22 protein-coding genes are annotated in these 26,497 nt (G+C 52.4%); 11 read left to right on the top strand and 11 right to left on the bottom strand.

The genetic code is table 11. The annotated features are described in order from the left end of the window. Nucleotides 1-3 precede the first annotated feature (3 nt). From GOV45_RS19090 to GOV45_RS19080, 3 genes are all read left to right on the top strand, one after another. Nucleotides 4-2,367, top strand: coding sequence for an ABC transporter permease (locus tag GOV45_RS19090; protein ID WP_170480787.1), 2,364 nt, complete (start codon nucleotides 4-6; stop codon nucleotides 2,365-2,367). 5 nt (nucleotides 2,368-2,372) lie between these two features. Next, the gene (locus tag GOV45_RS19085; protein ID WP_367648150.1) at nucleotides 2,373-3,614 is read left to right on the top strand and encodes an efflux RND transporter periplasmic adaptor subunit; all 1,242 of its coding nucleotides are present in this window, start codon (nucleotides 2,373-2,375) and stop codon (nucleotides 3,612-3,614) included. A 169-nt stretch (nucleotides 3,615-3,783) separates the two neighbouring features. After that, entirely contained in the window at nucleotides 3,784-4,764 is a 981-nt protein-coding gene (locus GOV45_RS19080; RefSeq protein WP_170480783.1) for an adenylate/guanylate cyclase domain-containing protein, read from the top strand. A gap of 270 nt (nucleotides 4,765-5,034) precedes the next feature. Here GOV45_RS19080 and GOV45_RS19075 read toward each other — a convergent pair whose 3' ends face one another. From GOV45_RS19075 to GOV45_RS19055, 5 genes are all read right to left on the bottom strand, one after another. Next, entirely contained in the window at nucleotides 5,035-5,688 is a 654-nt protein-coding gene (locus tag GOV45_RS19075; RefSeq protein WP_170480781.1) for a phosphoribosyltransferase, read from the bottom strand. 224 nt (nucleotides 5,689-5,912) lie between these two features. Next, on the bottom strand, nucleotides 5,913-6,359 hold the full coding sequence (locus GOV45_RS19070; RefSeq protein WP_170480779.1) for a universal stress protein: 447 nt from the start codon (nucleotides 6,357-6,359) through the stop codon (nucleotides 5,913-5,915). A gap of 155 nt (nucleotides 6,360-6,514) precedes the next feature. After that, complete coding sequence (gene ftsH, locus GOV45_RS19065) at nucleotides 6,515-8,428, bottom strand: ATP-dependent zinc metalloprotease FtsH (protein ID WP_170480777.1); 1,914 nt, start codon at nucleotides 8,426-8,428, stop codon at nucleotides 6,515-6,517. A gap of 196 nt (nucleotides 8,429-8,624) precedes the next feature. Then, nucleotides 8,625-9,002: a nuclear transport factor 2 family protein gene (locus tag GOV45_RS19060; RefSeq protein ID WP_170480775.1), complete on the bottom strand. Its 378-nt coding sequence runs from the start codon at nucleotides 9,000-9,002 to the stop codon at nucleotides 8,625-8,627. A gap of 256 nt (nucleotides 9,003-9,258) precedes the next feature. Then, complete coding sequence (locus GOV45_RS19055) at nucleotides 9,259-10,791, bottom strand: AAA family ATPase (RefSeq protein WP_170480774.1); 1,533 nt, start codon at nucleotides 10,789-10,791, stop codon at nucleotides 9,259-9,261. Nucleotides 10,792-10,987: 196 nt separating this feature from the next. Between GOV45_RS19055 and GOV45_RS19050 the strand changes: the two genes are divergently transcribed. After that, on the top strand, nucleotides 10,988-12,019 hold the full coding sequence (locus GOV45_RS19050; RefSeq protein ID WP_170480771.1) for an AbrB family transcriptional regulator: 1,032 nt from the start codon (nucleotides 10,988-10,990) through the stop codon (nucleotides 12,017-12,019). On the opposite strand, the gene GOV45_RS19045 is transcribed toward GOV45_RS19050, so the two are convergent. The 6 genes from GOV45_RS19045 to GOV45_RS19020 all read right to left on the bottom strand — a co-directional run bounded on the left by GOV45_RS19045 (nucleotide 11,988) and on the right by GOV45_RS19020 (nucleotide 18,597). Continuing rightward, nucleotides 11,988-12,968 (bottom strand): D-2-hydroxyacid dehydrogenase family protein, encoded by a 981-nt coding sequence (locus tag GOV45_RS19045; protein WP_170480769.1) that lies wholly within the window; start codon nucleotides 12,966-12,968, stop codon nucleotides 11,988-11,990. The two genes, GOV45_RS19050 and GOV45_RS19045, sit on opposite strands and share 32 nt — an antisense overlap. Next, nucleotides 12,965-13,201: a hypothetical protein gene (locus tag GOV45_RS19040; RefSeq protein ID WP_170480767.1), complete on the bottom strand. Its 237-nt coding sequence runs from the start codon at nucleotides 13,199-13,201 to the stop codon at nucleotides 12,965-12,967. The genes GOV45_RS19045 and GOV45_RS19040 overlap by 4 nt, the downstream gene beginning before the upstream one ends. Nucleotides 13,202-13,252: 51 nt before the next feature. After that, nucleotides 13,253-14,341 (bottom strand): 4-oxalomesaconate tautomerase, encoded by a 1,089-nt coding sequence (locus GOV45_RS19035; protein ID WP_170480765.1) that lies wholly within the window; start codon nucleotides 14,339-14,341, stop codon nucleotides 13,253-13,255. Continuing rightward, complete coding sequence (locus GOV45_RS19030; protein WP_170480764.1) at nucleotides 14,338-15,405, bottom strand: isocitrate/isopropylmalate dehydrogenase family protein; 1,068 nt, start codon at nucleotides 15,403-15,405, stop codon at nucleotides 14,338-14,340. The genes GOV45_RS19035 and GOV45_RS19030 overlap by 4 nt, the downstream gene beginning before the upstream one ends. Beyond that, complete coding sequence (locus GOV45_RS19025; protein ID WP_170480763.1) at nucleotides 15,402-17,432, bottom strand: tripartite tricarboxylate transporter permease; 2,031 nt, start codon at nucleotides 17,430-17,432, stop codon at nucleotides 15,402-15,404. The genes GOV45_RS19030 and GOV45_RS19025 overlap by 4 nt, the downstream gene beginning before the upstream one ends. 76 nt (nucleotides 17,433-17,508) lie before the next feature. Next, the gene (locus tag GOV45_RS19020; RefSeq protein ID WP_170480762.1) at nucleotides 17,509-18,597 is read right to left on the bottom strand and encodes a tricarboxylate transporter; all 1,089 of its coding nucleotides are present in this window, start codon (nucleotides 18,595-18,597) and stop codon (nucleotides 17,509-17,511) included. A 139-nt stretch (nucleotides 18,598-18,736) separates the two neighbouring features. Here GOV45_RS19020 and GOV45_RS19015 point away from each other — a divergent pair, with 139 nt between their 5' ends. From GOV45_RS19015 to GOV45_RS18985, 7 genes are all read left to right on the top strand, one after another. Beyond that, entirely contained in the window at nucleotides 18,737-19,405 is a 669-nt protein-coding gene (locus GOV45_RS19015; RefSeq protein ID WP_170480761.1) for a response regulator transcription factor, read from the top strand. Beyond that, on the top strand, nucleotides 19,402-20,763 hold the full coding sequence (locus tag GOV45_RS19010; RefSeq protein ID WP_170480760.1) for a sensor histidine kinase: 1,362 nt from the start codon (nucleotides 19,402-19,404) through the stop codon (nucleotides 20,761-20,763). Before GOV45_RS19015 ends, GOV45_RS19010 begins: the two co-directional genes overlap by 4 nt. Nucleotides 20,764-20,945: 182 nt before the next feature. Next, nucleotides 20,946-21,959 (top strand): GlxA family transcriptional regulator, encoded by a 1,014-nt coding sequence (locus tag GOV45_RS19005; protein WP_170480759.1) that lies wholly within the window; start codon nucleotides 20,946-20,948, stop codon nucleotides 21,957-21,959. 139 nt (nucleotides 21,960-22,098) lie between these two features. After that, a complete protein-coding gene (locus tag GOV45_RS19000; RefSeq protein ID WP_170480758.1) occupies nucleotides 22,099-23,238 on the top strand; it encodes an aromatic ring-hydroxylating oxygenase subunit alpha in 1,140 nt (379 codons plus the stop codon). Continuing rightward, complete coding sequence (betC, locus tag GOV45_RS18995) at nucleotides 23,235-24,770, top strand: choline-sulfatase (protein WP_170480750.1); 1,536 nt, start codon at nucleotides 23,235-23,237, stop codon at nucleotides 24,768-24,770. Before GOV45_RS19000 ends, betC begins: the two co-directional genes overlap by 4 nt. Further along, entirely contained in the window at nucleotides 24,767-25,561 is a 795-nt protein-coding gene (locus tag GOV45_RS18990; RefSeq protein ID WP_170480747.1) for an SDR family NAD(P)-dependent oxidoreductase, read from the top strand. Before betC ends, GOV45_RS18990 begins: the two co-directional genes overlap by 4 nt. Then, nucleotides 25,558-26,487 carry a 3-keto-5-aminohexanoate cleavage protein gene (locus tag GOV45_RS18985; RefSeq protein WP_170480745.1) on the top strand — a complete coding sequence of 310 codons (930 nt, stop codon included), beginning with the start codon at nucleotides 25,558-25,560 and terminating at the stop codon, nucleotides 26,485-26,487. Before GOV45_RS18990 ends, GOV45_RS18985 begins: the two co-directional genes overlap by 4 nt. The last annotated feature ends 10 nt before the right edge of the window (nucleotides 26,488-26,497 follow it).

Genomic DNA, 26,497 nt, shown 5'->3' with positions numbered 1-26,497 from the left:
AAGATGTCCGCCCTAACAACAAAGCTTGTTCGAGATCTTTGGCGCATCAAGGGCCAGGCCGTGGCGATAGGTTTGGTTATTGCGCTTGGTGTTTTGATGCAGGTTATGCAGTCAGGCCTCGTCGTCAGTTTGGATGAAACGCGACGCGCATACTATGAACGTTACAGACTCGCTGATATATTTGCGCCTGTCACCCGAGCTCCTGAACACACCGCCCAAGAACTAAGAAATCTGCCTGGGGTTTCTTCGGTCGAAACCCGCGTAGTGGGACAAGCTTTGGTGGATTTGCCTGAACTGGACATCCCCATTCGCGCTCAAGCTATTTCGCTTCCGGATATCAAAAAAGCCAGATTGAACCTGATCTATTTGACGGACGGCCGGAGTTTCGCGACCAACCGGCAGGATGAGATTATCGTTTTGCAAAGCTTTGCGCAGGCTCACGGATTGCAACCCGGGGACCGGATTTCCGCGACTATGAACGGGGCGCGGCGAGATTTCGATATTGTCGGACTTGCGATGTCACCCGAGTTTCTTTTTGCCGCGCCGCCAGGCGAAATGATACCTGACGACAGTCGCTTCGCTGTACTTTGGCTCAGTAGACCGGCAATGGAGGCTGCATACAATTTAAATGGGGCATTCAACGAAGCGCTAATTTCGCTGAGTCGCGAGGCTGATACACCGGCAATATTGCGGGCAGCCGATCAATTGTTGAACAAATTCGGAGGGCTTGGCGCATTTCCTCTCGAAGACCTTGCTTCGGACAAGTTTGTTTCGGAAGAGATCGACGGGTTGCGCCGAACGTCGGCTACGGTTCCTCCGATATTCTTGGCTGTCGCAGCTTTTCTTCTTTACATTGTAATTTCCCGATTGCTGGATTCCGAAAGGGAAGAGATCGGGTTGATGAAAGCATTTGGCTACACCGATTGGGAGGTTGGCAGCCACTATCTGAAAATGATCCTCACAATCGCAGGTGGCGGTGCATTTTTAGGAGGGATTCTGGGTATTATTGCCGGGCGCGCGTTAATAGATGTTTACCTCATATACTACAAATTCCCTTTCTTAGTGTTTCGGTTAGAGCCTCTGAGCTTTGTAGTTGGATTTGGGGCCAGCATTCTCGCATCCTCGGTCGGGGGACTAGTCGTATTGCTCCGGGTCTTCGCTTTGACACCTGCCGTCGCGATGCGTGCGGCACCTCCACCTGACTACAGCCGAAGTGGCCAAATCGGTAAGTCACTGGCCGCTTATCTGGATCAACCAACCCGGATGGTGTTGCGTCGACTTACCCGACAGCCAATTCGCATGATCGGCGCGATCGCTGGCGTAAGCGCTGGTATCGCTCTCTCTGCGTCGATGGCCTCTATCCTTGCGAGTTTCGACAAGATGACTGATCTGACGTTCGATATTCTGGATCGCAGCGATGTTTCCGTAAGTTTCATCAACCCAATTTCGAGCCAAAGCCTGTTCGATATTCAATCTATCGATGGGGTTATAGAGACAGAACCTGTGCGCATCGTGCCTGTAATCTTTCGAAACGGCCGTTTGTCATACCGCGGTGCAGTAAACGGTTTGACGGAGTTTCCAAGACTGAACCGCGCTGTCGACGCTGCCGAACGCATGATACCAATGCGAAAGGACGGGGTTATCTTGTCATCTGGCCTGGCCAAAATTCTGGACTTACACCCAGGCGAATTATTGACAGTCGATGTTCGAGAAGGTCGGCGCCCAATATTGCAACTCCCGGTAGTAGCTGTTTCCGAAAGCCTTATGGGGTCGCCGGCCTACATGGAATTGGCCGCACTGAATCGAGTGTTGGGGGAACCGGGTCGAGTATCCGGAGCATTTTTACGTACGGACGAAAAATTGCAGGGATGGACATACAAGCAGCTTAAGGAAATGCCGATGGTTGCTGGTGTGTCACTGAAGTCCGAAAGCCGAGGCGCGTTTCAGAAGGTGGTGGATCAAGGCGCGGGCGCAATGAGGTATATCATGGCCTTGATTGCCGGTGTCATTACATTTGGCGTGATCTACAACGCTGCTCGCGTGGCGCAAGCGGAACGCACCCGCGATTTGGCGGCATTGCGGGTTCTTGGTTTCACTAGGGCAGAGGTAGCTTTTGTTCTGTTGGGGGAATTGGTTGTGGTTACACTGCTGGCGCTACCTTTAGGCGCCTTGGCAGGCTATGGTCTGACTTTTGCAGTATCTCAGGGGTTCAGCACGGATCTATATCAAATTCCATCCCACTTTAATGTGCGAAGTTTTGGGCAGGCGACGGTAGTCGTTATTGTTGCAGCATTACTTTCAGGATGGTTGGTGAAACGTAATGTTGATCGGTTGGATCTGGTCCTGGCGCTAAAGTCGAGGGAGTGACATTCGTGAGCAGACAAAAACGATATTCTCGGTCGGTTCTTACGAGTGTCGCGATTCTTCTGGTGGCGGTCATTCTTCTTGCGGCTTTTTGGCCGCGCCCCATGCTTGTCGATACGGCAATGGTACAGCGTGGCAAGATGCTTGTTACCATCAACGAGGAAGGCAGAACGCGAGTCAAAGAACCCTACGTTGTTTCTTCACCCGTTGCAGGAGAATTGCAGCGTGTAACGGTCCTGCCTGGCGACCGGGTTGTTGGTGGTGAAACGATTGTAGCCCGGATGACCCCCGCAAACCCATCTGCGCTGGATGTACGAACCCGAGAGCAGGCCATTGCCGCAGTCAGTGCCGCCGAAGCCGCGCTCAGGGTCGCGCGTGCAGATTTAAACGCGGCACTAGCTACAGATGATTTTGCCCAAAGCGAGTTGGAGCGTACTCAAAAACTAGTCACCAAGGGTATAACAAGTAAAGTGGCAATGGAACGAGCTGAGCAGGCAGCCAGAATCGCCAAGGCAAATCTCGATACAGTCCAGGCCGCAATCGCCATGCGCGAAGCCGAGCTCGCCAACGCACGTGCGCGATTGATAGGATTTGACGACGCAGGTTTGGCCGAAGCGCTAGAAGATAGTGAGACACCTTCCTACAGCATCCCATTGCGGGCACCCATCGACGGAACTATTTTGCAGGTCATCAAAAAGAGCGAAACAACCCTTCCCGCCGGCGAACCAATACTGGAGATAGGAGACATCGAAGGCGATTTGGAGGTCGTGGCTGAGCTTCTGTCGTCAGAAGCGGTTCAAGTTAGTGAGGGGGATCGCGTGATCATAACCAATTGGGGCGGGCTCGGCGATCTGAGTGGTTCGGTTAGCCGGATCGACCCATATGGATACACAAAGTATTCCGCATTGGGTGTTGAAGAACAACGAGTGGAAACCACAATCCAGTTCGATGGGCTCAGCGAGGTTCGGGGAACATTAGGTCACGGCTATCGTATCGAAGTTCGAATTGTTGTCTGGGAGGATGACGACGTCATCATCGTTCCTGCCGCTGCGCTATTTCGACAGGGACAAAACTGGGCTGTTTTTGTCGATATTTCTGGCCGCGCCGAGTTACGGGTTGTTGACATTGGCCACAACAACGGTCTGGAGGCGCAAGTTGAGAATGGATTGGAGCCCGGAGACAAAGTGGTTCTTTTTCCATCAGTTAATGTGACTGACGGTGCCCGCATAGCCGAAAGGCAAGTCAAGTAACCAGCCCATTCCGAACCCGGCTGCGGAAGCGTCAAACGCCTGATGCCTCACAAATCTCTTGATCGTAACAAGACGCATTGGCAGCATTGGTCCACTATGTTTGATAATGGAGATACCGTTTGGAAAATCTTCGCAGAATTGATCTGTCCTCGGTCCCGGGCAAGATCGGATGATACGTTCCTCACCCGAATTGCTGGCAGTTTCCAGACGTTGGTATGAGATACTCAGGACCAAAACGAACACAGAGGAATTGCGAGACTTTCTAACAACCTCCGATGAACTTAGGTTCATTGGAACAGGTGAGGGTGAGTTTTGGAGTGGTTCTGCAGTGCGCGACGGCGTCGGCGGCTTTTTTGCCGCGATTCCAGCGCCGGTAGTGTTTGAAGAACTTGAGGCGGAAGCCTTCGAAAACGGAGAAACTGGATGGTCATCTTTTGTCCACCGGATTCAATTTGTCGGCTTTGACGAAGCGGTCATCTATCGCACCGTCGTGATTTTCGTTTTGGAAGGCGCATCGTGGAAGATTGTAAACCGCCATGCATCTGTACCGACCCCCAATATCGAACTTGTCGGTGTCGAACAGTTGGCCATCCAGCAACTGATCGATGCTGCAAGAGAGGAGGGGCCTGAACTTATTCAATCCGAAGGCTTGGCTTCGGTCCTTTTCACAGATGTAGAGGGTAGTACTGCATTGGCAGAAGCGCTGGGCGATCAAAGCTGGTCATCTGCAATCGAAAGCCATTTCCAAGTTTTGGCGGAAATTATTCAGAAACATCGCGGTCAATTTGTGAAATCTTTGGGCGATGGAACTTTGTCGATTTTTCCTTCTGCGAAAGAAGCACTGGCTGCTGCGGTCGATATGCAAACAGCCGTTACATCCGTGTCCGAAGAACCGCACCTGGGTTTGCGGATTGGAATTCACACCGGCGATGTTGTGCAATCTCGCGGTGATTTCTTTGGCACCGTAGTCAACAAGGCATCGCGTATAACGACTGCAGGCGTCGCGGGCGAAATTTTGATTTCGGATGCGACCCGAGCGATGGTTGGAGGAAGAACCTCATTTTGTTTTTCGGACACCGAGCCAAGGCAACTCAAAGGTCTGAGCGGGCGGCATACTCTATATCGGCTTGAGTGGAAAAGCACCTATTAGACCGGCAAAAGGTAACAACACAATCTGCCGATGAACCAAATTGGCCCGCGGTAGAGCCTGACTGTGGGTCACTTGTTGCGGGCCGTGTGACGAATAATACATCTGGCGCTTGTCTTGCCCAATATCTTTCGCACTCAACGGTAGGTCAGTAACTGTAGCAGTCGAATTTTCGGGTAAGACAACTTGGCGGCGGACTCCTTACGCCGCCTTTGACGAATGTGTGTAATATGTGCCTGAGCGGGATAAAGGCCGGAAAGCGGCAATGATTTCTCACCGCCCTGCCTGCAGTAGACCTATAGTCTCTTCATCGCTGAGTTGATGGAAGTCGTCGTAAAACGCGCCAACACCAAAAAAAAGCTGTGCTGGGTTCAGACACACAACTTCGTCGGCCAGGCTTTCGAATTCTTTTGCGACCTCAGCCGGTGCAACCGGGACCGCAATACAAACCTTCTTGGGGCCTTGTTGCGTCATAGCGATAAGCGCCGCCTTCATCGTCGCCCCAGTCGCCAACCCGTCATCGACAATGACAGCGGTTTTGTCCTTCGCAGAAATTTGCGCGCGGTCGCCGAGGTATCGCGATCGACGTCTTTCTAATTCGTGTAATTCCCTGGCGCCTGCCTTCTCGAGATAATTGGCGTCAGCGTGTGATCGTCTTTGAACCTCTTTGTTTATGACTGTTTGAGGGTTTTTGCCGTCGACGATCGCTCCAAGCGCTACTTCTGGCGATCCGGGCGCACCGATCTTGCGGACAAAAATTAGATCAAGCGGAGCCTTGATTGCATGTGCAACTTCGACTGCGACGGGTACCCCGCCGCGCGGCAAAGCATAAACAACAGGGTCATCCAACTCCATGGTTTGCAAGCGCTTGCCTAACCGACGTCCGGCTTCGGCGCGATCCGGGAATCTGATAGCAAGTTGGTCCATGTTACGTGCCTCCCAACCCTCTGACCGAACCAAGGAACCGTCCCCAGGGCCGGACATGGGAATTCTTCATGTGGAGTCTGGCACAGAGCGTCCAATTCGGCTTTGACATCGGTCATATTGCGATGTTTGTGCCCGGGTTTCTCGTTATGGACTCTTTCGGTGGAACATCCCGCTTCATTTGAGGATTGTCGAAACGAAGTGAAAGCTCAGGCATGAGGACCAATTTATCTCACGACGAGGACAGGCCGCTTGCTTAATGCGATGACTTCAGAAGTCTGGCTACCTACCAACATTTTTTGTAGCCCACGGCGACCATGAGAAGCCATCACTATAAGTTCGCAATCGTATAGTTCAGCGGTATCCAGAATTCCTTCTGCCGGCCTACGATCCGCTATGTGACGAGTTTCAGAGGCAATCCCGGCAGATGCTGCTAGTTCATTGGCTTGCTTCAGAATTTCCTTTGCGGATTGGGCGGCTGCATCTTCATAGCCTCGAACTGCGTCTTGGCTTCCAAGCTCGGCCGCGCCAGCCATTTCAAGGGGCGACCACAGCTCGGTAACCGTTACGAACATCACACTGGCATTCAGGGATTTGGCAAGGCTTATACCTTGTTCGACAGCTCGCTGCGCCAGTTCGGATCCGTCGGTGGCAATTAATATTTTCTTGTACATGGGCCCTCCAAAACTCAGGTCGAAAAATTCCTAAATGTCCGCCGCCAACAAATGTTCTTGTTGTCCAGTTTTATCAGTGAGACTGGGTTCTCTTGATTGAGAAGGATCCTGCCATATTTTGCGACCAAAAACAGCGGCGCACACTGTCGAGAATGTCAACTATGCGGAACAACAGGTATTTTGGTCACTGAGTCAGGTGTATGACGAGGTTGCTCAATTTTCTTCTCAGGATCCAGGCATGACTGAATAGCAACGAAGTCCAGTGTTTCATTTTCTTCTAGCGCTGCAATTAGCTTTTCAGTCTCTGGTTTATGTTGTTTTAGTATCGAAGTTGCCCGCGCTTCTGCGTCGACAAGCATCTTGATAATCGCTTGGTCCACTTGCGCCGCCGTAGTGTCGGAAACACTCGTGGGCTGCGCGATGGACCGCCCCAGAAATGGGTGGTCCTCGCTTTGCCGTAGGTCGATCGGACCGAGCTCATCCGTCATTCCCCACCGCGTCACCATTCGTCTGGCAATTTCGGTGGCCCTTCGGATGTCGTCATCAGCGCCGGAACTGACGGTTCCCAGGAACAATTGTTCTGCCGCTCGCCCTGCGAGCAATGTAACGATTTGGTCTTTGAGGAATGTTTCATTGAGAGTGTGACGTTCTCCCTCCGGCAAAGAATGTGTTCCGCCAAGGGCATGACCGCGTGGAATGATCGTGACTTTGTACAAAGGGTCAGCTTCGGGAGTGAAGTAAGAAACTGCGGTATGACCGGCTTCATGGACAGCTAACCGGTGCCGTTCGTCAGGTCGGATGGCGAGTGTGCGTACTGTCCCCATCATCACTTTGTCTCGTGCTTCATCAAGGTCACTGCGGGTGATCAGACCTGCGTTCCGGCGCGCTGCCGTGATTGCAGCTTCGTTGAGTAGATTCTTTAGATCAGCCCCTGAAAAGCCCGGTGTTCCAGCCGCAATCCAATCCAGATCGCTGGTATTTTCAAGTGGTAGCTTTCTTGCATGAATATCAAGAATGGCACGTCGGGCCTCTTTCTCAGGCAAGTTAAGCGTTACATGGCGGTCGAAACGGCCAGGCCTTAGCAAAGCAGGATCCAGAACATCTGGTCGGTTGGTTGCTGCCAGTACAACAACCGCTTCGCGTTCACTAAATCCGTCTAGTTCCGCAAGTATTTGGTTTAGTGTCTGTTCCCTTTCATCGTGGCCGCCGCCAAGCCCTGTTCCGCGGGTGCGACCGACGCTATCCAATTCGTCGATGAAAATAATTGACGGAGCAGCCTTGCGCGCTTCCTCAAACAAATTGCGGACCCGGCCCGCACCGACGCCAACGAAAATCTCAATAAATTCGGAACCAGACGTGGAAAAAAATGGGACATCGGCCTCGCCAGCAAGTGCTTTAGCCAACAGCGTTTTTCCTGTTCCCGGCGGTCCAACCAGCAAAACGCCATGCGGGACTTCGGCACCGACGCGGGCAAAACGCTGTGGGTCGCGCAGGAACTCCACCAATTCTGCAACCTCGCGTTTAGCCTGATCCTGGCCCGCCACATCCTGGAACGTCACTTTCTTTGCGGATGCATTCGGTTTGGAAAAACGTCCGCTAAGCAGCCCTCCGGAAATTCCACCTGGACCGCCTGCTATTCCGCCTGTCATTCGCCGCTGTAGCCAAAAGTAGACTGCGAGAATAAATACCCAAGGCAGTAGATAAATGAAGATTGACGTTTCAGATGGTTCCGTCGCCGTTATGTCGACATCGTTGTCTTCCAGCAGCGCAAGCAAGTCCGGATCGCCATGGACCGGGACAACGGCACTGAAAGTTTGTCCGCCGTTCTTGTCATCGGACTTGGTGTTTACAATAATGCTATGCTCGCGCAGTTCAGCTGATTGCACTCGCCCCGCACGGACAAGCTCTTTCATGGCGCTGTATGTCAGCGTGGTTGCTTGCTGATTGGTAGGCGGAGCAAAAAAGCTTGTAACAATCAAAAGTCCTAGAACAGCCGCAAGCGCAACGTAATACATCCAATCGGGCCAGTTTGGTCCGTCGCGTGGACTTTGATATGGCTCTTTCGGCATAAGTGCAGTCTTTCAATCGGATCGTTATTGGTTGTTTCGGGCTGGGTCGGGTTGAGCGGATTTCTCTAGTTAGTGTCTGACCGGAGTAAATCAGTAGGCTGACTGCACCGCGGTAACCGTGCTTTGTTATTATTGGAAAAATTCAAGTTACCGGTTCACGGCTGCACCAAGTTTAGCCGAACTGCAAAGTGGCTTTCTATTTTGGCAACATGAAGAACTCTTCGAGAATAATTTTGTCGTCCTCCACCGAGTAAATTGCGATTTCACGGAGAGTTATATGCTTACCCGTAGACTTTTGCGTTACCTCGGCCCTGTAACGAACGCCAAAGCGATTTGGAGGGTGAACGTAGGGGCCGTCCGCGTCGAGTTCATGGATTTCATGTGTTACCAACCAATCCTCTCTTTTCGCTTTGATCGCATCCCGTCCTTTAGTTATCCGAAACTGCCGCACAGGAGGCACGACCGCCTCTATTGATTGAGCGTTTTCGGCATACATTTCGTCAACGTTTGAGATGCCCCTGCGTTCACGCATCGCCTGCACAAAGGATCTTCCAATTTCCACCAAATCTTCCATGCGAACCCTCCTAATTTGGCGTTCACTGTACCACTGCTTGCGTTAGCCAATCTTGATAAAGATCAATGTACAAAAAAGCCCGTTTCTGAGGATGGCAAATGGCTCAGCTAAGGTTGAATACAGAATTTACTGCGCTTTTGGCGCCCTATGGCAATGTCGGGCAACCGATATTCAGCAACCTGGGTGACAGGTTTTGGGCACGAGATAACCTTAGCAGGGCTAGTCCGAAGCGTCTTCTGCATTGGGATAATCAAGTTTATTTATGCTGATCCAAACCCAACGCGGTCACGATTTCCAGCCGGGTTTCGTTAATAGAACAAGAGGTTGAAAGCAGCGTCCAAGAAACGGGAACCGATTTCCTTTCAAGTTGCATCTCCAGAACATCCACAGTGGCGTCAGATGCTGACTTGGCTCGGGTTTGAAGGCGTCGTTTAAGTACTGCCGATGCGGCGTCCAGCCAAATACCATCAAAAGGAACATTAACTTCTCGCGCTACATTTTCGATTTTATCTCTTCGGCCAGGAAAATCAAAAACTGCATCAACTATCACCGGGCTCCCGGCCTTTAGCAGAGCCTTGGCGCGATGTCCCATCGAGTCATATACTGCATCCGAAACATCGCGATGATAGGCCTTTTCTGGTAGCGGCGTCTGCGGATCGACGCCAAACATTGCTTTGCGTGCCCGATCACTTTCTATCACTCTTGCTCCGGGGGCACCCCCAAACGCGGATGCAATTTCGTTTGATATGGTGGACTTGCCGCTTCCACTGAAGCCACCAATTGCAACTAATCGAGGCTTCGTGGTTCCTAATAGGGATGTCGCCAAGTCATAGTAAGTTCGGGCTTCTTTCCGCTTGGCGTTTGCGGGGTTGTCTTGCAGGTCCTCAGACTGTGTTGCCAGAACATGCGCACGTACAGCTGCACGAAGTGCAATGAAGTACGGCAAGAGCGGAAAACCATCCTCTTCTTGTGAGAAATCAACATAGTGGTTTACGACAAGGTTTGCGAGGTGTCGCAAATCCCTGTGCCAAAGATCCATTGCAAGAAATGCCAAATCGTACAAAACATCTACTGTAGCGAGTTGGTCGTTGAAATCGATACAGTCAAATAGCCTTGGTTCCCCATCGAAGAGGCAAATATTTCTTAGATGAAGGTCTCCGTGACAACGCTTAATACAACCGCGCGCGGCGCGCATTTCAAAGATCCCGGCCTTCTGTTTCAATGCGGTTTGGAAGGCTTCGTCTAGTCGGTCTATTTCAGAATGCGTAAACACCGAGCTTTGTTTAAAGCCTGCCTTGTTAATGCTCAGCACGGCATGGATGTTATCAACGCCACCGGTTTGGACCGGCTTCGCCGACTTGTGAGCCTTCGCAATTGTTTTTGCCAAAACACTCATAATTTCAGGGGTTAGTTCTCCTCGCACGGCCATTTGGTCTAGTATAGTTTCTTGCTCGAAACGTACCATTTCAACAACGGTGTCAATGACTTCCCCGCAGTTGCCGAAACTTAGTGTTGAACCGTTTCGGCTGATATGACGCACGCCAAGGTAGATCTCTGGCGAAGTAATCTTGTTCAGCTTAAATTCTTTTTCACAGGCGTTGGAGCGAATTTCAGGAGTAGAAAAATCTGCATACGGCAGTTGGACCGCTTTTTTCAGTTTATACGCCCGGTTTCCCGCTAGAAAAATAACAGAGATATGAGTTTCGATGACTTCGATTGGTTCGCAGACGCCGTAAGTGGCAGGGTCTGATAGGAATGCAACTACTTTGCTTTGGTCTTCGACAATCATCTTGGACCTCGTGAGCCGAGAATAGGATGCAATCAGAATAGACTAGAAAAAGCCGAACTAATTTGAGACGCATCAAAGGATGCAAAAAACCCAGTGCGCTTGCATATTGCACTGCTTGGTATACAACCGCATACAAATAAGCTGGTATTTCTGGAGTCTAATCTTGTCCGCCCGGAATTCTCAACTCACACCAACAATGCAGAGGTCCCTAACATTTGGCCTCGCAGCGTTGGGCACGTTGTTGTTTTGGGCGGCAAACCTGCCGCTGCCATTTTTGTTTGGTCCGATGTCCGCGTGCCTGATTGCGGCTTTGGCCAAAGCGCCGCTTAGGGGATTTGGTCAGGTTTCCGTTGCTGCGAGAACAATTTTGGGAGTGGCCGTCGGAGCGTCGATTACACCAGCCCTTTTCGCAGATCTGCCAAAGATGGCTGCGTCGATAATGTTGATCCCGTTCTTTATCATTTTGATCGCGCTTATCGGTGTCCCCTTTTTTCGCAGGGTTTGGGGTTTTGATGACAAAACAGCGTTTTATGCAGCCATGCCCGGTGGATTGCAGGACATGATTATTTTTGGCACCGAAGCTGGGGCTGATCCGCGTACATTGTCCTTGATCCATGGCACGCGCGTTTTGATCATAGTTACCTTGGCGCCTTTGTTTCTGACGGTTTTCTATGGCGCGGAATTGACTAACCCCGTTGGTGAGCCCGCGCGCGACCTTCCCGTGCATGAACTGCTGCTCATGGTGGCCGCAGCTCTTGTGGGTTGGAAAGGCGGCGAGAAAGTCGGGTTGTTCGGTGCCTCGATACTTGGGCCAATGATTCTGACAGCTATGCTGTCACTTGGTGACTTCATCCATTCACGCCCTCCACGTGAAGCTGTACTGGTGGCCCAGTTCTTCATTGGCTGCGGGATTGGCGTACAGTTTACCGGTGTTACATGGAGTGAACTGCGCCGTGTGGTTGCCGCCGGTGTCGCTTACGTCGCCATTTTAGCGATACTGGCAGCAGCCTTCACAGCCATCGTCACCGCATTGGGTCTCGGCCGCCCAGTCGAGGCGTTTCTGGCCTTTGCCCCAGGCGGTCAGGCTGAAATGACAGTTCTGGCGATCGTCTCGGGTGCCGATTTAGGCTTTGTTATCACGCACCATCTAACACGGATTGTATTGGTAATAATCGGCGCGCCGATTGCAGCCAATCTCATTCTGCGTTGGACCAAACCTCGGGATTGATCATGTGGATCGGTTCACCTTCGGCAAAGGCGTTTACTTGGTCAAAGATATCCGCGAACTGCAGATCAAACTCGTCTTCGGTGACAAATCCGATATGGGGCGTCGCGATCAAGTGCGGATGTGCCAGTAGAGGGTCGTTGGGATCAGTAAGTGGTTCAGTATCAAAAACATCGATTGCTGCCATGCCAGGACGGCCACTATTGAGGCTTTTGAGCAAAGCCCCCTGCGCAACTAGCCCTGCACGGGAAGTGTTCACAAACAGGGAACCTGGTTGCATCGCGCCCAAATCTTCTGCTGTTATGATACCGTTTGTTTCCGGTTTTAGACGCACGTGAATGGAAACAACGTCGCTGTTGGAAAAGAATGCCTCGCGGTTGGGTGCAATGATCGCGCCATCGGCAGTCGCGCGGGCGCGACCTGCGTCGGACGACCACCAGACGACAGACATTCCAAATGCTTCAGCATATCCAGCGACCGTGCGAGCGATACGCCCATATCCGTAAAGGCCCAATTGCCGACCACGCAGTGTTTTACCTACCCCGGCTTGCCAGCGACCCGCCTTGACAGATGCCATTTGCGCAGGAAGGTCACGCATGCCAGCCATTATCAGAGCCCAAGTCAGCTCGGCCGCGGCATACGAGGGTGTTCCTCCATGCATGTTCGAACACAGCAACACTCTGTTATCTGTACAAGCCTGCACATCGACATGAGGATAGACACTGCGCTGGCTGATTAGCCGCAGGTTTGGCAATTGCGTCAGTAATTCCCTTGTCACATTGGTGCGTTCACGAAAAAGTACCAGTACTTCGGCGTCCCGTAGGCGCGCGGCTAGCTCGGTAGAGCTTTCTACGTGGTCCGTCCAGACCGTAATGTCGTGTCCCGCCAGCTTGTCAAAACACGGCAACCCTCGAAGTGTGTCGAACCAATCGTCTAGAATGTGAACTTTCATCGGCTTTCAATGCTCATCCCGATATCCAACCTTCTTGGGGTTGGGACAAATTGCGGCGCTTCAAGAGCGGCGAGCGCATTTCGAATGCGCTGACTTTGGTCCAAAAGGTGATTGAACTGCTCGTCACAACCGGCAATCGGTGTTGGGTAGTCTGCCATATCTCTCCGCAAGGCTGCTTGCGCAAGCCTGAGTTCCTGACGCGCGATCATGAGGCATTCAGAGTAGTCCGTCATCGTGGCAGCTCCTAATTGTATACTAAAGTATACCAAATAGCATCAACCCAATCAACTCCCATCCCAAACCTCTTTCGGGACATAAATATAGCCATCTGCCAGTTTGCGAGCCGTTCGAACCAGGCCTGCAGAGTTCAGAACAAAACTTTCATTATTGGAAAAGTCGATCAAGACGTCGATTGTTCCCGAAGCATGCTCAAGCACAATTTCCGCAGGGCAGGAATTGGGGCGGTTTAGTAAACCATCAGCAACTGTTCCCGGCGTCAGTGCACAGGATGCCAAGCATTGGGCGCCAGTAACGGCCATCGTTGGATGAGTTTTCCATGGCATGAAATACCTGACGGCAATGGTTCCTCCGTCTTTGGCGGGTGCCAGAAGCCCAAACTTGGGAGTTACAGACTTCGAAACGTCTCCCATGCCCATTGCAAGACCGGCTTCGATCCTAAGTTTCTCCATACGGTCAAAGAACTCTTCGTTTCCATCAAGTTCCTCTGCGCTTTCGTAGCCCGACAAACCAAAGTCAGCTGCGCGGGCTATTACCAAGGGCATCGCAACATCCATGCAGGTCACTTCAATCCCTTGAATAGAGTCACGCAAGTTACCTGTGGGCAGGAATGCACCGGTCGAAGACCCTACTACGCCCATAAAACTCAACTGGATCGGAGCCGCATGCCCGGGCACACCGGCAATCTGTGACCCGCCATCATAAGTCAATTGGCCACCGGGTGTTTGGACCTTGGCCTCTACCTGTGCACCAGTGTTGACTGCGCGAATTCGAACTTTGGTTTCTTCGCCCTGAGTCCGGATCAACCCCATTTCAATTGCTGCGGGACCAACACCAGACAGAATGTTGCCGCAGGTGGGCTTAAAGTCGACCAGCCTCTCCTCAACCGAGACCTGGGCAAAGAAATAGTCGATGTCTGCCCATTCATCATCGCTGGGCGAAAGCATTGCGACTTTGGTGGTAACTGCAGCGCCACCGCCAATTCCATCAATATTTAGTGGATGGCCGGCACCGATGGCGGCAATCAGAACTTCCGCCAACTTATCCAAATCCTGCGGCAAATCAGACCTGAGAAAATAGGGGCCGCGCGATGTGCCGCCTCGCATGAAAACGTAGGGTATTGCGGTTTGGGTCATCTCGCGCCCTCCTCAACAAGTTTGCAAAGAACTTCGGTGAATGCACTTGTGCCAAGCGTACCTTGCAGGTCGCGCGTGCGTGTTTCGGGCGATTCCAATGCAACTCCCACAGAGGCTCGGATAAGATCTGCTGCGTTAGTTTCACCGAGATGCCGAAGCAGCATTTCAACTGATAATACAAGCGAAACCGGATTTGCCACGTCTCTACCGGCGATATCCGGAGCCGAGCCATGCTGCGCCTGTGCAACCGCGTGAAGAGCACCGAAATTGAGGGACCCAGCCAGCCCCAAACCACCGGCTAGCTCTGAGGCGAGATCGCTTAGAATATCGCCGAACATATTCGTCGCAATCAATACGTCGAACCGTGTAGGATCGCGAACCAGATGCGCCGCAGCCGCGTCTACAAGCATTTCCTTATAGGCAACGGAAGGAAACTCCTTGGCGACTGAACGCGTGCATTCCAAGAACAAGCCATCCGTCATACGCATTACGTTTGCCTTGTGAACGACGGTAACATGTTTGGCCGGACGGGACGCGGCCAATTCGAATCCGGCGCGTGCGATGTCGAGACTTGCTTTGCGCGTTACCTTCCGAACAGCCAACGCAACGTCCGGTTCGGGCATAAATTCACCACAGCCTGCGAACATATTGCGATCTGCATAGAACCCTTCAAGGTTCTCGCGCATCACGATCAGGTCGAAGGATTTGCGCGAAGGTGCGTCTAGTCCGACCCAGGTCTTGGCGGGTCGATGATTTGCAAAAAGCTCCAGTTCTTTTCGCAGTACGCCTGAAGGATTTCGCCCACCCTGTTCGACTGGCGGATATTCATTGTGCGACACCGGACCAAGGATCACACCGTCGACAGACTCGGCGGCCTCAATCACCGACTGTGGGATCGTCGATCCTTTGGCTTTCAACGCAGCAAAACCGATATCCATCTTCTCGGTTTGGATCTTGCGATTAAGGACCCGGCCAGCGGCTTGAACAACCGCCAGCGTCGCGTTCACGATCTCTGGCCCGATGCCATCCCCTTCGAGGCAAAGAAGCCTTAGGGGTTCTGTCATTTTAGAGGCCACGGCAGATCAACTAAACCCTGCAGAAGGCCGGGCGGAAAATCCCGGTTTAGTGCACCGGCCATGAAACACATAAAGCCTATGCCGCATGCGGTCAGGATCAGTGCCATCTGCCAGCTTGATCCGGCGCGAATGCGAAAGAAGGCGATCAAGAACCCGAATAGCGCAAGGATGAAGCCGACGACCCAAGTAGCTGCGATCAGACCAGCAAACCATGCCAGTGTGGACCAAAGCCCATGAGGTGCATTTGCATCCTCACCTGCGATTTCCTTGTCTGCAAAGATCGGATCGCCCTCGGGCCGTCGCATCATTTGGATTAACAAAACAACACAACAGAAGAGCGAGACTGTACCGATAACCAGCGGGATAATCTTGTCGGTCATGTTATAGTTCGGGATCATATTGGCATTAACCAAGGCCACAATCAAATAGGCCATAATAACGAGCAGAAAAATCAAAGGCGCACGCTTGCTGCCCGACTGAACCTCTCCTTCAGCCATGATCATCTTGGCCTGACGAATTCCAAAAATGACCGATACAACTGTAACCACGATCAAAACGATCACGATCGGGCTGAAGACATATTCCATACCCTCGCCAAAGCTTTTGCGAAACCTGAACGATGCGATCTGGAACGCTTGATTGGTAAACTTCTCCACTGGGTTAGACAGGACAAAGCCGATAAGGAAGGCTGGGCGCGACCAGTCAAACCGACGCAGGAATATCCCGATCAAACCGATCACGAACAGGGCCAGCAGGTCTTCGAAGTTCTGACCGGATTGAAATGCTGCAAAGCTAATCAGCATGAAGAGGAACGGAGCCAGATATGTAAAGCGGATTGTAGTTAGCTTGGCGATACCGCCCGAAGCCGCGATGCACAATATGGTGCCCACAACGTTAGCCAGAGCCAGTAACCAGACAATCGAATAGGTGATATCGAGATTGTCCTTGAGCATGCTTGGCCCAACCTCGATGTTGCCTGAACCGAGCAGGGCGACAGCACCAATGAAGATTGCCATAGAGCCTGATCCCGGAATACCGAAAAGCAAGGTCGGAACCAAACCGCCGCCTTCCTTGGCATTGTTCGAACTTTCCGGGCCGATGACTCCTCGTACTTCGCCTTTGCCAAAGTTGCTTTTGTCTTTGGTTGATTGAACCGAGTGTCCATAGGCAATCCAATCTACGACCGAACCTCCGAGACCCGGAATGACACCAACGACCACGCCGATTATCGAACAACGAACAGACAACCAAATGTTCGCGGCCCAGTCTTTCACACCGTCAAGCCACCCGGCCCCCAGTGAAGCGCCCTTGGCAATCGAACGATCCTGTCGCAGCAGCGATACGATTTCTGGTACGGCGAATATGCCCAGCCCGACGATGACCAGTTTCAGCCCATCTGTCAGATAAGGAATGTCATAGGTCGCCATTCGCAGCGATCCACCGGCGTCTGCCTCACCGATGGTTCCGACCATCAGGCCCAAACCAGCCGCTGCTACTCCTTTCAACGGTATGCGACCCGCAAGGATAGCGACCATCGAAAGACCCAGAATGGTGATCATCAACATCTCGGGCAGGCCAAAAGCCAAAACTATAGGCCGCGCAACAAGGATGAACATTGTCAGAAATGTTGCGCCGACCAAGCCACCGAAAAGAGACGATGCAAAGGCTGCAGACAAGGCCCGCGCTGCCTCGCCATTCTTGGCCATGGGAAAGCCGTCGAGAACCGTCGCCTGAGATGCTGAACTGCCCGGGATCCCCATCAATACCGAGGCAAAGGTATCAGAGGTCGGAACGACTGCGACCATGCCGATCATTAACGCCAGTCCAAGGATAGGGTCCATTCCAAACATGAACGGCAGCAGCAAGGACAAACCAGCAATTCCACCAAGCCCAGGAAAAACACCTACGGCCAGTCCCATTACAACGCCGAGTACGAGATAGCCCAGAACGATAGGTTGCAGGATCAATCCCCACGCGTCACCCAGCGCAGGCATTGCAGTGGCAAAAACCTCCATAACGGCCGCCTTTCATTACTTTTTTGGGAATGTAATAGCGCGTGCCCTATGTTTTGGCACGCGCTGGGACGTCAGCCTAGTTCAGCTCGACACCATAGGCTTCTTTGAGCCAATTTAGTACATACGCCTTGGCGTCATCGTTAACGCTTGTCGCTGTTTGCAGTGCAGCCTTAGAGCCGTCGCCAACAAAAACGGGGTACTTGCCAACACGCTTGGAGGAAATCTCTTCAAAGTCGCCTCGTTCAGTAACAGCCTGGAAGGCCGCGGTGTAAGCGTCGACAACTTCCTGAGGTGTATCACCGGGCAGAAAGGCCAGCTTTTGAACCGGGAAACCGGCGACAAAGAACGCCTTCCATGCGTCCCAAGCCTCGCCGCTGGTTTCGCAGCCATCGGTGGCTTCACAAACCTCTTTGAAGGTCGGGATATCGGGGAATGTCGGATCACGTACGATATTGCCATCGGCATCCAATGCGCCCCAGGTCATCATTGGTACGGCTTGGCCCGCCTCGACCAGCGGTACGGAACCGCCCAGGTAACCAGAGGATGTCTGGTAGTCAATGTTTGCTTCTCCGCGTTCAAACATCAGGCGACCGTCGCCACGACCCTTGATACCGAACACGGGTTCTACATTCATACCCAGCATCTGCCACGCCAGCAAGGGTACCAGGTCCAGACGCGTTGCACCCTGTGAGCCATATATGAAGTTGGTGTCCTTCAGCGCGTTTGCGGAGCCATCGAATTTGGCACCATCTTCAGCATTCAGATAAGCCACACCTCCGGTGCCGGATGCCATCACAGGTATCCAGTCGTTGTACTCATATCGTACACGCGGGTCGCTTAGCAGGTATGGAAACTGGGTCGAGCCTGAGGTGCCGAATAAAAGAGTTCCATCGTCGTGCTTTTGTTCCTGGAACCAGTTCGCTCCCTTTGTCGATCCGGCGCCGGGCATGAATTTCACGACAACGGTGGGTTGACCCGGCAGGGCTTCTGACAGAAGCGGAGCAAAAAAGTTGGCCCACTTGGCCGAGCCGCCAGTTTCTGAGAATGGGATAACCCACTCAACAGTTTTGCCCGAGAAATCGACCTCCGCAGCAGCAGGCGCGGCCAAACCGACAGCGGCTATCAGTCCTACGACTGCGCGACGGGTAAAGTTTGAAATGGTCATTGGTTCCTCCCTATTGACCAGAAAACCACAGACGAGCTTGACGCGCCGCCGTGACATCAAATGAAACTGTGGGGTTGATTCCCCCTCCCATCTGGCAATCATGAGGCTTCAACCTTGCGTGAAACTTGCAGGAGTACGAATGCGGATCGTCATCGTCGAGGATAACGAAACTCTCGCCAACGCCATAGCTTATCGTCTGCGTGACCGTGGTCATGCGGTAGATGTTCTAACGGACGGAGACGCGGCAGAACTTCATCTGGGTCAGGAAGGTGCGGATCTGATTGTGTTGGATATCAATCTGCCGCGCCGTTCCGGGTTGGAGATTTTACGATCCCTGCGTGCCCGCGGGGATGGCGCTCCGGTAATTTTGCTGACAGCGCGTTCCGAGACGAGCGATCGGGTTTCGGGACTGGATATGGGTGCGGATGACTATTTGGTAAAACCATTTGAGATGGACGAATTGGAAGCGCGTATTCGGGCATTATCCCGGCGAAAACAGCTGGATTATGAGGCCAGCGAGATTGTCGGCGGGCTTGAGTTCGACCGCAGTGCACGACAGGTCAGCGTAAATGGCCAAGTCTTGGAAATTCCGCGTCGAGAAATTGCCGTATTGGAGTGCCTGTTGGAACGTCGCGGAAGGATAGTACCCAAAAGCCAACTCATCGATTTTGTATATGGCGTAGGCGCCGATGTAGAAGAATCTGCCGTAGAACCTCATGTATCACGTCTGCGGAAAAGGCTGCTGGATTTGGGTATCCGGATTAAAATGGCTCGGGGTCTTGGCTATTTGCTTGAGGTTCAAAAGTGAACCAACACGGATCGCTCAGGCGCAGGCTGTTTTTTCTGATTTTGACGCCACTGATCCTGATCGCGGTTTTGTTAGGGGTCTGGCGTTTCGCAGTCGCACAGCGTACGGCGCAAGAGCTTTTTGACGACAGTCTACTTTCTGCTGGTCTTGCGATTTCACGAGACGTGGCAATTTCTGGTGGGGACGCGCTGCTTCCGTCAACTCGCAACATGATCAGACAAGCATCGGGTGGAGAGATCTTCTACCACGTGACAGGTCCGGGCGGCATATATGTGACAGGATATGCGTATCCGCCGTCTTCTTCGGCGTCTGGCCAACAGGACCCCTATAAGCCGCATTTTTTTGAAGCTGAGTATCGAAACGAACCGGTTCGCGTACTTCGGATGACCGAGAGGGTCGCTTTGGAGAACCTTGTTGGAGACGCGACCGTCACTGCCTGGCAACTTACTTCGGACCGCAATGCCTTTGCCAATCAACTGTCGATACGCGCCGCTGTTTTAATGGGGATTTTGCTTGTTACGCTCGCCATAGTTGTCTGGTTTGGTGTCGCTCATGGTTTACGGCCTTTGTTGGATTTGCAAGACGCGATTGATTTGCGTTCACCAGATGACCTCAGTGAAATCAGAAGGCCAGTGCCCGCCGAGGTGCAAGGTGTCGTCAAAACCCTTAACCGCCTCTTTCGGCAGACGGAACAGAGCATAATTGCGCATCAAAGGTTTATTTCAGAAGCGGCACACCAGCTGAGAAACCCTGCGGCGGCGGTACAATCCATGGCCGAGGCACTGCAAGATGCGAAGACAGATCAAGACAAAGAAAAACGCATCTCTGAATTGGTCACTGCCGCCAAAAACTCGGCCACAGTTGCGGAACAACTTCTGTCCCTCGAGCGGCTCAGGTACCCGACTCGGCAAGATCAGATTGATGAGTTCGACTTTCGGAAAGTAGCCGAGGAAGCTGCAGCAGAAATGGGCGTTCAAATTCTTGCCAGAGGTATCGAATTCGAGGTCGCGATGCCCGATACCAAGGTCATTGTCTCGGGCGATCGGATTTTCCTAAGCGAGGCCATCAAGAATTTACTCGACAACTCATTGAAGCATGGTGGCGAGAAACTGAGCAAGATTTCGGTCTCCGTGCGTCAGGATGAAAAGGCCGTGATGTTGACCGTAAAAGATGATGGCAAAGGTCTGTCCCCGGACCAAAGTAAAACGGTTTTTGATCGCTTTTCGCAACTGGAGCATTCCGAAGGAAGTGGGCTGGGTCTTTCGATTGCATTGGCGGTCGCGCAACGTCACCGTGGTCAAATTACTATCGACAACGTGCCGCAAGGCGCGAGCCTTACACTAATGTTGCCACGATAGGGTTGCCGACTGACCAAACAAAAAGCTACGTGAAGTTTGGGCTCAACAGAGATCTCTAGACAATTAACCAATGTAATGTGACAGAACAGAATTGAGCGGTAACCGACTTTTAAACAGTCTTGCGCATCTGACTCAAAAGTCATTTCCTGAATGCAGTGTCCTGTAATCTAGGTAACGGCGAAATGGCGAAGAACTCAGATGTTGAAACCCGTCTGGTGGTGATCGTTACTCCAAGTTTTAACATGTCCGCTACGATGAGCTTCATCGACCCGTTTCGAGCCGCAAACTACCTTGACGGTAAGTCCCATTTTAAATGGGTATTTGTATCAGAGTCCGGAGGGATTTGCCCCTCGAGCAATGGTACAAATATCGAAACTCAAGCACTGGATGAGATCACCGCTCAACCGGTGGATATCGCAATTGTGTCGTCCAGCTGGACGCCGGAAAAACATATGACAGTCAATATTGGCAAGGCGTTGCGCAACTGGGGCAGGGGAGGTTCGACCTTGGGCGCGTTGGATACCGGAGCATTTATTCTTGCGCAGGCCGGATTGCTGGTCGGTCATCGTGCAACTGTACACTATGAACATATCGACGCCTTTCAAGAGCTGTTTCCAGAGATTGAGGTTGTCGAAAATCTTTATGTACTAGACCGCAACCGCGTCACCTGCTGTGGTGGAACGGCATCGGTGGATTTTGCTCTTCAGATATTACAGGGAATACATGGCAGTGCTCTTGCGAATGCAGCGGCCAGATATGTTTTCCACGATCGGTTAAGAGGACCGACTGCGATGCAACAACCTGAAGGCAACGAGCCTTTGGGCGCAGTTATTCCCTCAACCCTCAAATCGGCAATTCAAGTCATGGAAGCCAATCTGGAAGATACGATTTCTCTCCCGGAAATCTGTAAGAGAGCTGGCGTTTCGCACCGTCAACTCAACCGATTGTTCGCGACATACATTAAAAAAACTCCTGCGTTGTACTACCGCGATATCAGGCTTGATCGGGCGCGCGGGCTTGTCACACAGACGGAACTTCCTATCGCCGAAATTGCCATGGCGTCCGGATTCGACAGCCAAGTGCATTTCAGTCGTTCTTATAAGGAAAGGTTTGGCCTTCCGCCTAGTCATGATCGTATCGAAGGGCGCGTTCCATTCGAATACAGGGCTTGGCCAATGCATTGCAAATCCGGGTAGTATTTCGCAATCCGCTGGATGGCTAAAAAAGTAAAAATTGTGGCGAAAAAAGATAAGCCTGTTCGTATAATTGTGAAGATCATATGCTCTACACATCAGTCACATGGGCTTTTACCGACCCAGAAATGTGGAGTCACTTATGAGCGAGCTTCCATCAAAAGAACAATTCGCGCGAATTTCTGACGGGTTCAATCCTGACCCCTTCAACACGAGTTCGTTGAAGGCCGAAGCTTACGTAGACCCAGCGTGGCATCAGGTCGACATTAATGAGGTTCTTGCAAAGAACTGGCAATGGGTCTGTCATGTCGAAAAACTTCGGACTTCGGGTTCCTTTGTAACCGCTGAAATCGCGGGTCGCCCCGTTGCCGTGATCCGGGATCGCGAAGGCGTGCTGCGTGCCTTCTACAACGTGTGTAAGCATCGCGCCCACCACCTGCTTTCGGGTGAAGGTGAAACCACACGCATCATGTGCCCGTATCACGCATGGGTCTACAAGCTGGACGGTCAGCTCGTACGTGCGCCTGAGACCGAGAACCTTAGTGGGTTCAGTACTGCTGACATCTGTCTGGACCAGGTACAGGTCGAGGAATTCGCGGGCTTTATATTTGTGAACCTCGACCCATCGGCGCAACCTCTTGGGACGGTATCTGGTGATCTGGAGACTGAAATTCGTCACTGGGCGCCGGATATTGAGCAACTGACCTTTGGTCACCGCCTGACTTATGACATCAAGTCAAATTGGAAAAATGTCGTCGACAACTTTCTTGAATGCTATCATTGCCCAACAGCGCACAAGGATTTTTGCGATCTGGTGGACATGGATACCTACAAAGTGACCACTTACGGTATCTACTCGAGCCACATGGCTGAAGCGGGCAAGAATTCAAACACTGCTTACGATGTATCTAACGCAACCGTGCGAACCCATGCCGTCTGGTGGCTATGGCCCACCACTTGCCTCATGCGTTATCCGGGGCGGTCTTCGATGATCGTGTTGAATATAATTCCCGTAGGTCCGGATCGAACGCTGGAGACTTATGACTTCTTCCTGGAAACCCCGGAACCGGATGAAGCGGAAATTGAGGCGATACGCTATCTCGACGAAGTTCTGCAGCGCGAAGACATCGATATCGTCGAAAGCGTTCAACGTGGCATGAGTACACCGGCCTTCACTCAAGGACGGATCGTTCATGATCCGAATGGCTCAGGAAAGTCGGAACACGCGGTTCATCACTTCCACGGTCTTGTGCTGGATGCTTACGCAAAGGCCGCTCCGTGACGCGGCCGAACATCGTTGTCGTGATGGCAGATCAACTGGCGCCGCATTTCTGCGGTCCTTACGGCCATCCATCAGTCAAAACACCGCATATTGATGCGCTGGCTTCGCGCGGAATGCGGTTTGACGCCGCCTATTGCAATTCACCGCTATGCGCTCCTTCACGCTTTGCCTTCATGTCGGGGCAGTTGATCAGTCGCATCGCGGCCTATGACAATGCAAGCGAGTTCCGCGCCTCGGTCCCAACTTTTGCACACTACTTGAAAGCGTTGGGTTACCGCACCTGTCTGTCGGGCAAGATGCACTTTGTCGGACCAGATCAGAAGCACGGGTTTCAGGATCGGGTTACGACCGACATCTACCCTGCTGATTTCGCCTGGACCCCGGATTGGGAAGCTCCGGATGAACGGATCGACAAGTGGTACCACAACATGCAGACGGTCAAGGAAAGCGGAGAGGCCATCGCCACTTTCCAAACCGACTATGATGACGAGGTCGAATTCGCCGCCCGCCGCTGGCTGATCGATCGTGGCCGCGACCGGGCTGCCGGAGATGAGGCTCCGTTCTGCTTGGTCGCAAGTTTTATTCACCCTCATGACCCATATGTGGCAAAACCAGAATGGTGGAACTTGTACACGGACACAGACGTGCCGATGCCGGGCTTCACCTTGACGCCTGAAGAACAAGATCCGTTTTCGCGCAGGGTGATGGACGGGATCGAGGCAAGCTATGTTCCTTTGACAGACACTGAAATTCTCCGTGCCCGCCGTGCATATCTTGCCAACGTCAGCTATTTTGACAGTAAAGTTGGCGGGATAACAAAGACGCTGAATGAAATTGGACAGCTGGACAATACTATCATCATTGTAACCGCAGATCATGGAGACATGCTGGGCGAACGCGGCCTATGGTACAAAATGAACTTTTTCGAACATTCGGCCCGTGTGCCTTTAATTATGGCTGGTCCAGGTGTTGGCCTGGGATCAACGCAGAATGCTTGTTCACTGTTGGACCTACTTCCCACCTTTGTCGAAATCGCAGGAGGCTCTGACGACATTTTTGGCGAGCCCGTGGACGGTCGCTCTCTGATGCCGCTGGCGCGCGGTGAAAGTGATCCGGTAGACGAAGCAATCGGTGAATACTGCGCTGAGATGACGCCGTACCCTGTCTTCATGATCCGGCACGGGCCATTGAAATATATTCATTGCGATCCCGACCCTCCGCAACTTTACGATTTGTCACGCGATCCGATGGAACAAGAAAATCGGGCATCGGACCCGGCCTATGCAATGCAGGCTGAAGAATTTGCTGCCGAGGTATCGAAACGTTGGAACAGTGAAAAGCTGCGCGCCGATGTGATTGCCACTCAGAAATCCCGTCGTACTTTACATGCGGCGATGGAGGCCGGGGCGGGCGAAGCGTGGGATTACAATCCGCCGCGAGACGCTTCGCAGGAATATGTTCGCAATCATATGGATTGGACCGTCGCAGCTGCACGCTATCGATATCCGCCGCTGAAGGAGAATGACATATGATGCTGAAGGGGAAAACTGCGCTGGTCACTGGCGGGCGCGGGGGTATCGGTCGCGCCATAGTGTCCCGGTTTTTGCGTGAGGGTGCTCGTGTCTACGCCGCTGATCTGACGCCAGAAGGATCTTTGGCCTCGCATGACGAGGATGGTAGCGTCTTTGTCAAGTTGGACGTAACAAAGGAAGATGATGCTATCGCGGCGATGGATGAAGTTTCCAATGCCTCAGGTAAATTGGATATTCTGGTTAACGCTGCGGGGATCGAGATCGAAAAGACGATCGAGCAGACAACGCTGGAGGAATGGAATCGGTCCTTCGCGGTAAATGTGACGGGAACATTTCTTACTTCGAAGCACGCGCTGCCACTTATGCGAATTGCATCGTCTTCAGGGACGTCGGCTTCGATCATTAACTTTGGCAGTTATGATGGCTTCATAGCAGATCCCGGCCTTGCCGCTTATTGTGCAACCAAGGGAGCAGTTCATGCGTTAACCAGGGCTATGGCTTGTGATCACGGACCAGAAGGTATTCGCGTTAACGCCATCTGTCCCGGCTATGTCGATACACCTATGCTGCAAAGTTTTTTTACCGGTGATGGATCGGGAGGCGACGGCAAAACAATTGACCAATTGCAAAAAGCCGTACGCGATGTCCACCCAATGCGCACATATGGCACCCCGGAAGACATAGCTAATCTGGTCAACTGGCTGGCCTCAGATGAGGCGCGATATGCAAGCGGTCAACTATGGGTTCTTGATGGAGGGCTGAGCGCGCAAGTTCAGCAGATGAAGCTATGACCAAACCTATCATCATTACCTGTGCCCCTACCGGAGGCATACACACGCCGACCATGTCGAAATATCTACCGATCACGCCCAACGAAATCACCGAGGCGAGCATTGGCGCGGCCGAAGCTGGTGCGTCAATCATCCACCTTCATGCACGGAACCCAGAAACAGGCCAACCTGATCCTGACCCAGATCTTTTCATGCAGTTCTTGCCTCGCATCAAACAGGCGACTGGCGCAGTGATGAACGTTTCAACCGGAGGTGGGCTTGGCATGACCCGCGAAGAGCGTTTGCGCGCCGCGTTACGAGCGAGTCCGGAAATGGCCAGCATGAACATGGGATCGATGAATTTCGGCATTTTCCCGATGTTGCAAAAGTACTCTGACTGGAAACACGAATGGGAACCTCAGTTTCTGGACATGACGCGTGACTTCATATTTCGCAATACTTTTTCGGATATCGAATACGCGATGAAGGAACTGGGCGAAGGGCATGGCACAAAATTCGAGTTCGAATGCTACGATCTGGGCCACCTTTACAACTTGGCTTGGGTGGTCGATCAAGGATGGGTCAAACCGCCTTTCTTCATCCAGATGGTGTTTGGAATTCTGGGCGGTGTCGGGGCCGATCCCGATAACCTGATGCATATGCACACCATTGCTGAAAAGCTCTTCGGGGATAGCTATGAGTGGTCGGTGCTAGCGGCAGGTCGCCACCAGATGGCCTTCACAACACAAGCTGCAATCTTGGGCGGTAACGTGCGCGTAGGGTTGGAAGACAGCCTGTATATTGGGCCAGGTCAGAAAGCCAAATCCAACGCTGACCAGGTCCACAAAATCCGTTCGATCATTGAAAATCTTGGTCTAACGGTCGCCACGCCTGACGAGGCCCGAAAACGATTGGACCTCAAGGGCAACGACCAGACTGCTTTCTGACGGGGGAAAA

Origin of the sequence: Ruegeria arenilitoris (genome assembly GCF_013035425.1) — a bacterium.
In the GTDB taxonomy this organism is placed as follows: Bacteria; Pseudomonadota; Alphaproteobacteria; order Rhodobacterales; family Rhodobacteraceae; genus Ruegeria; species Ruegeria arenilitoris_A.
The sequence above is the reverse complement of the archived record's forward strand: the minus strand, read 5'-3'. Positions and strand labels throughout refer to the sequence as shown.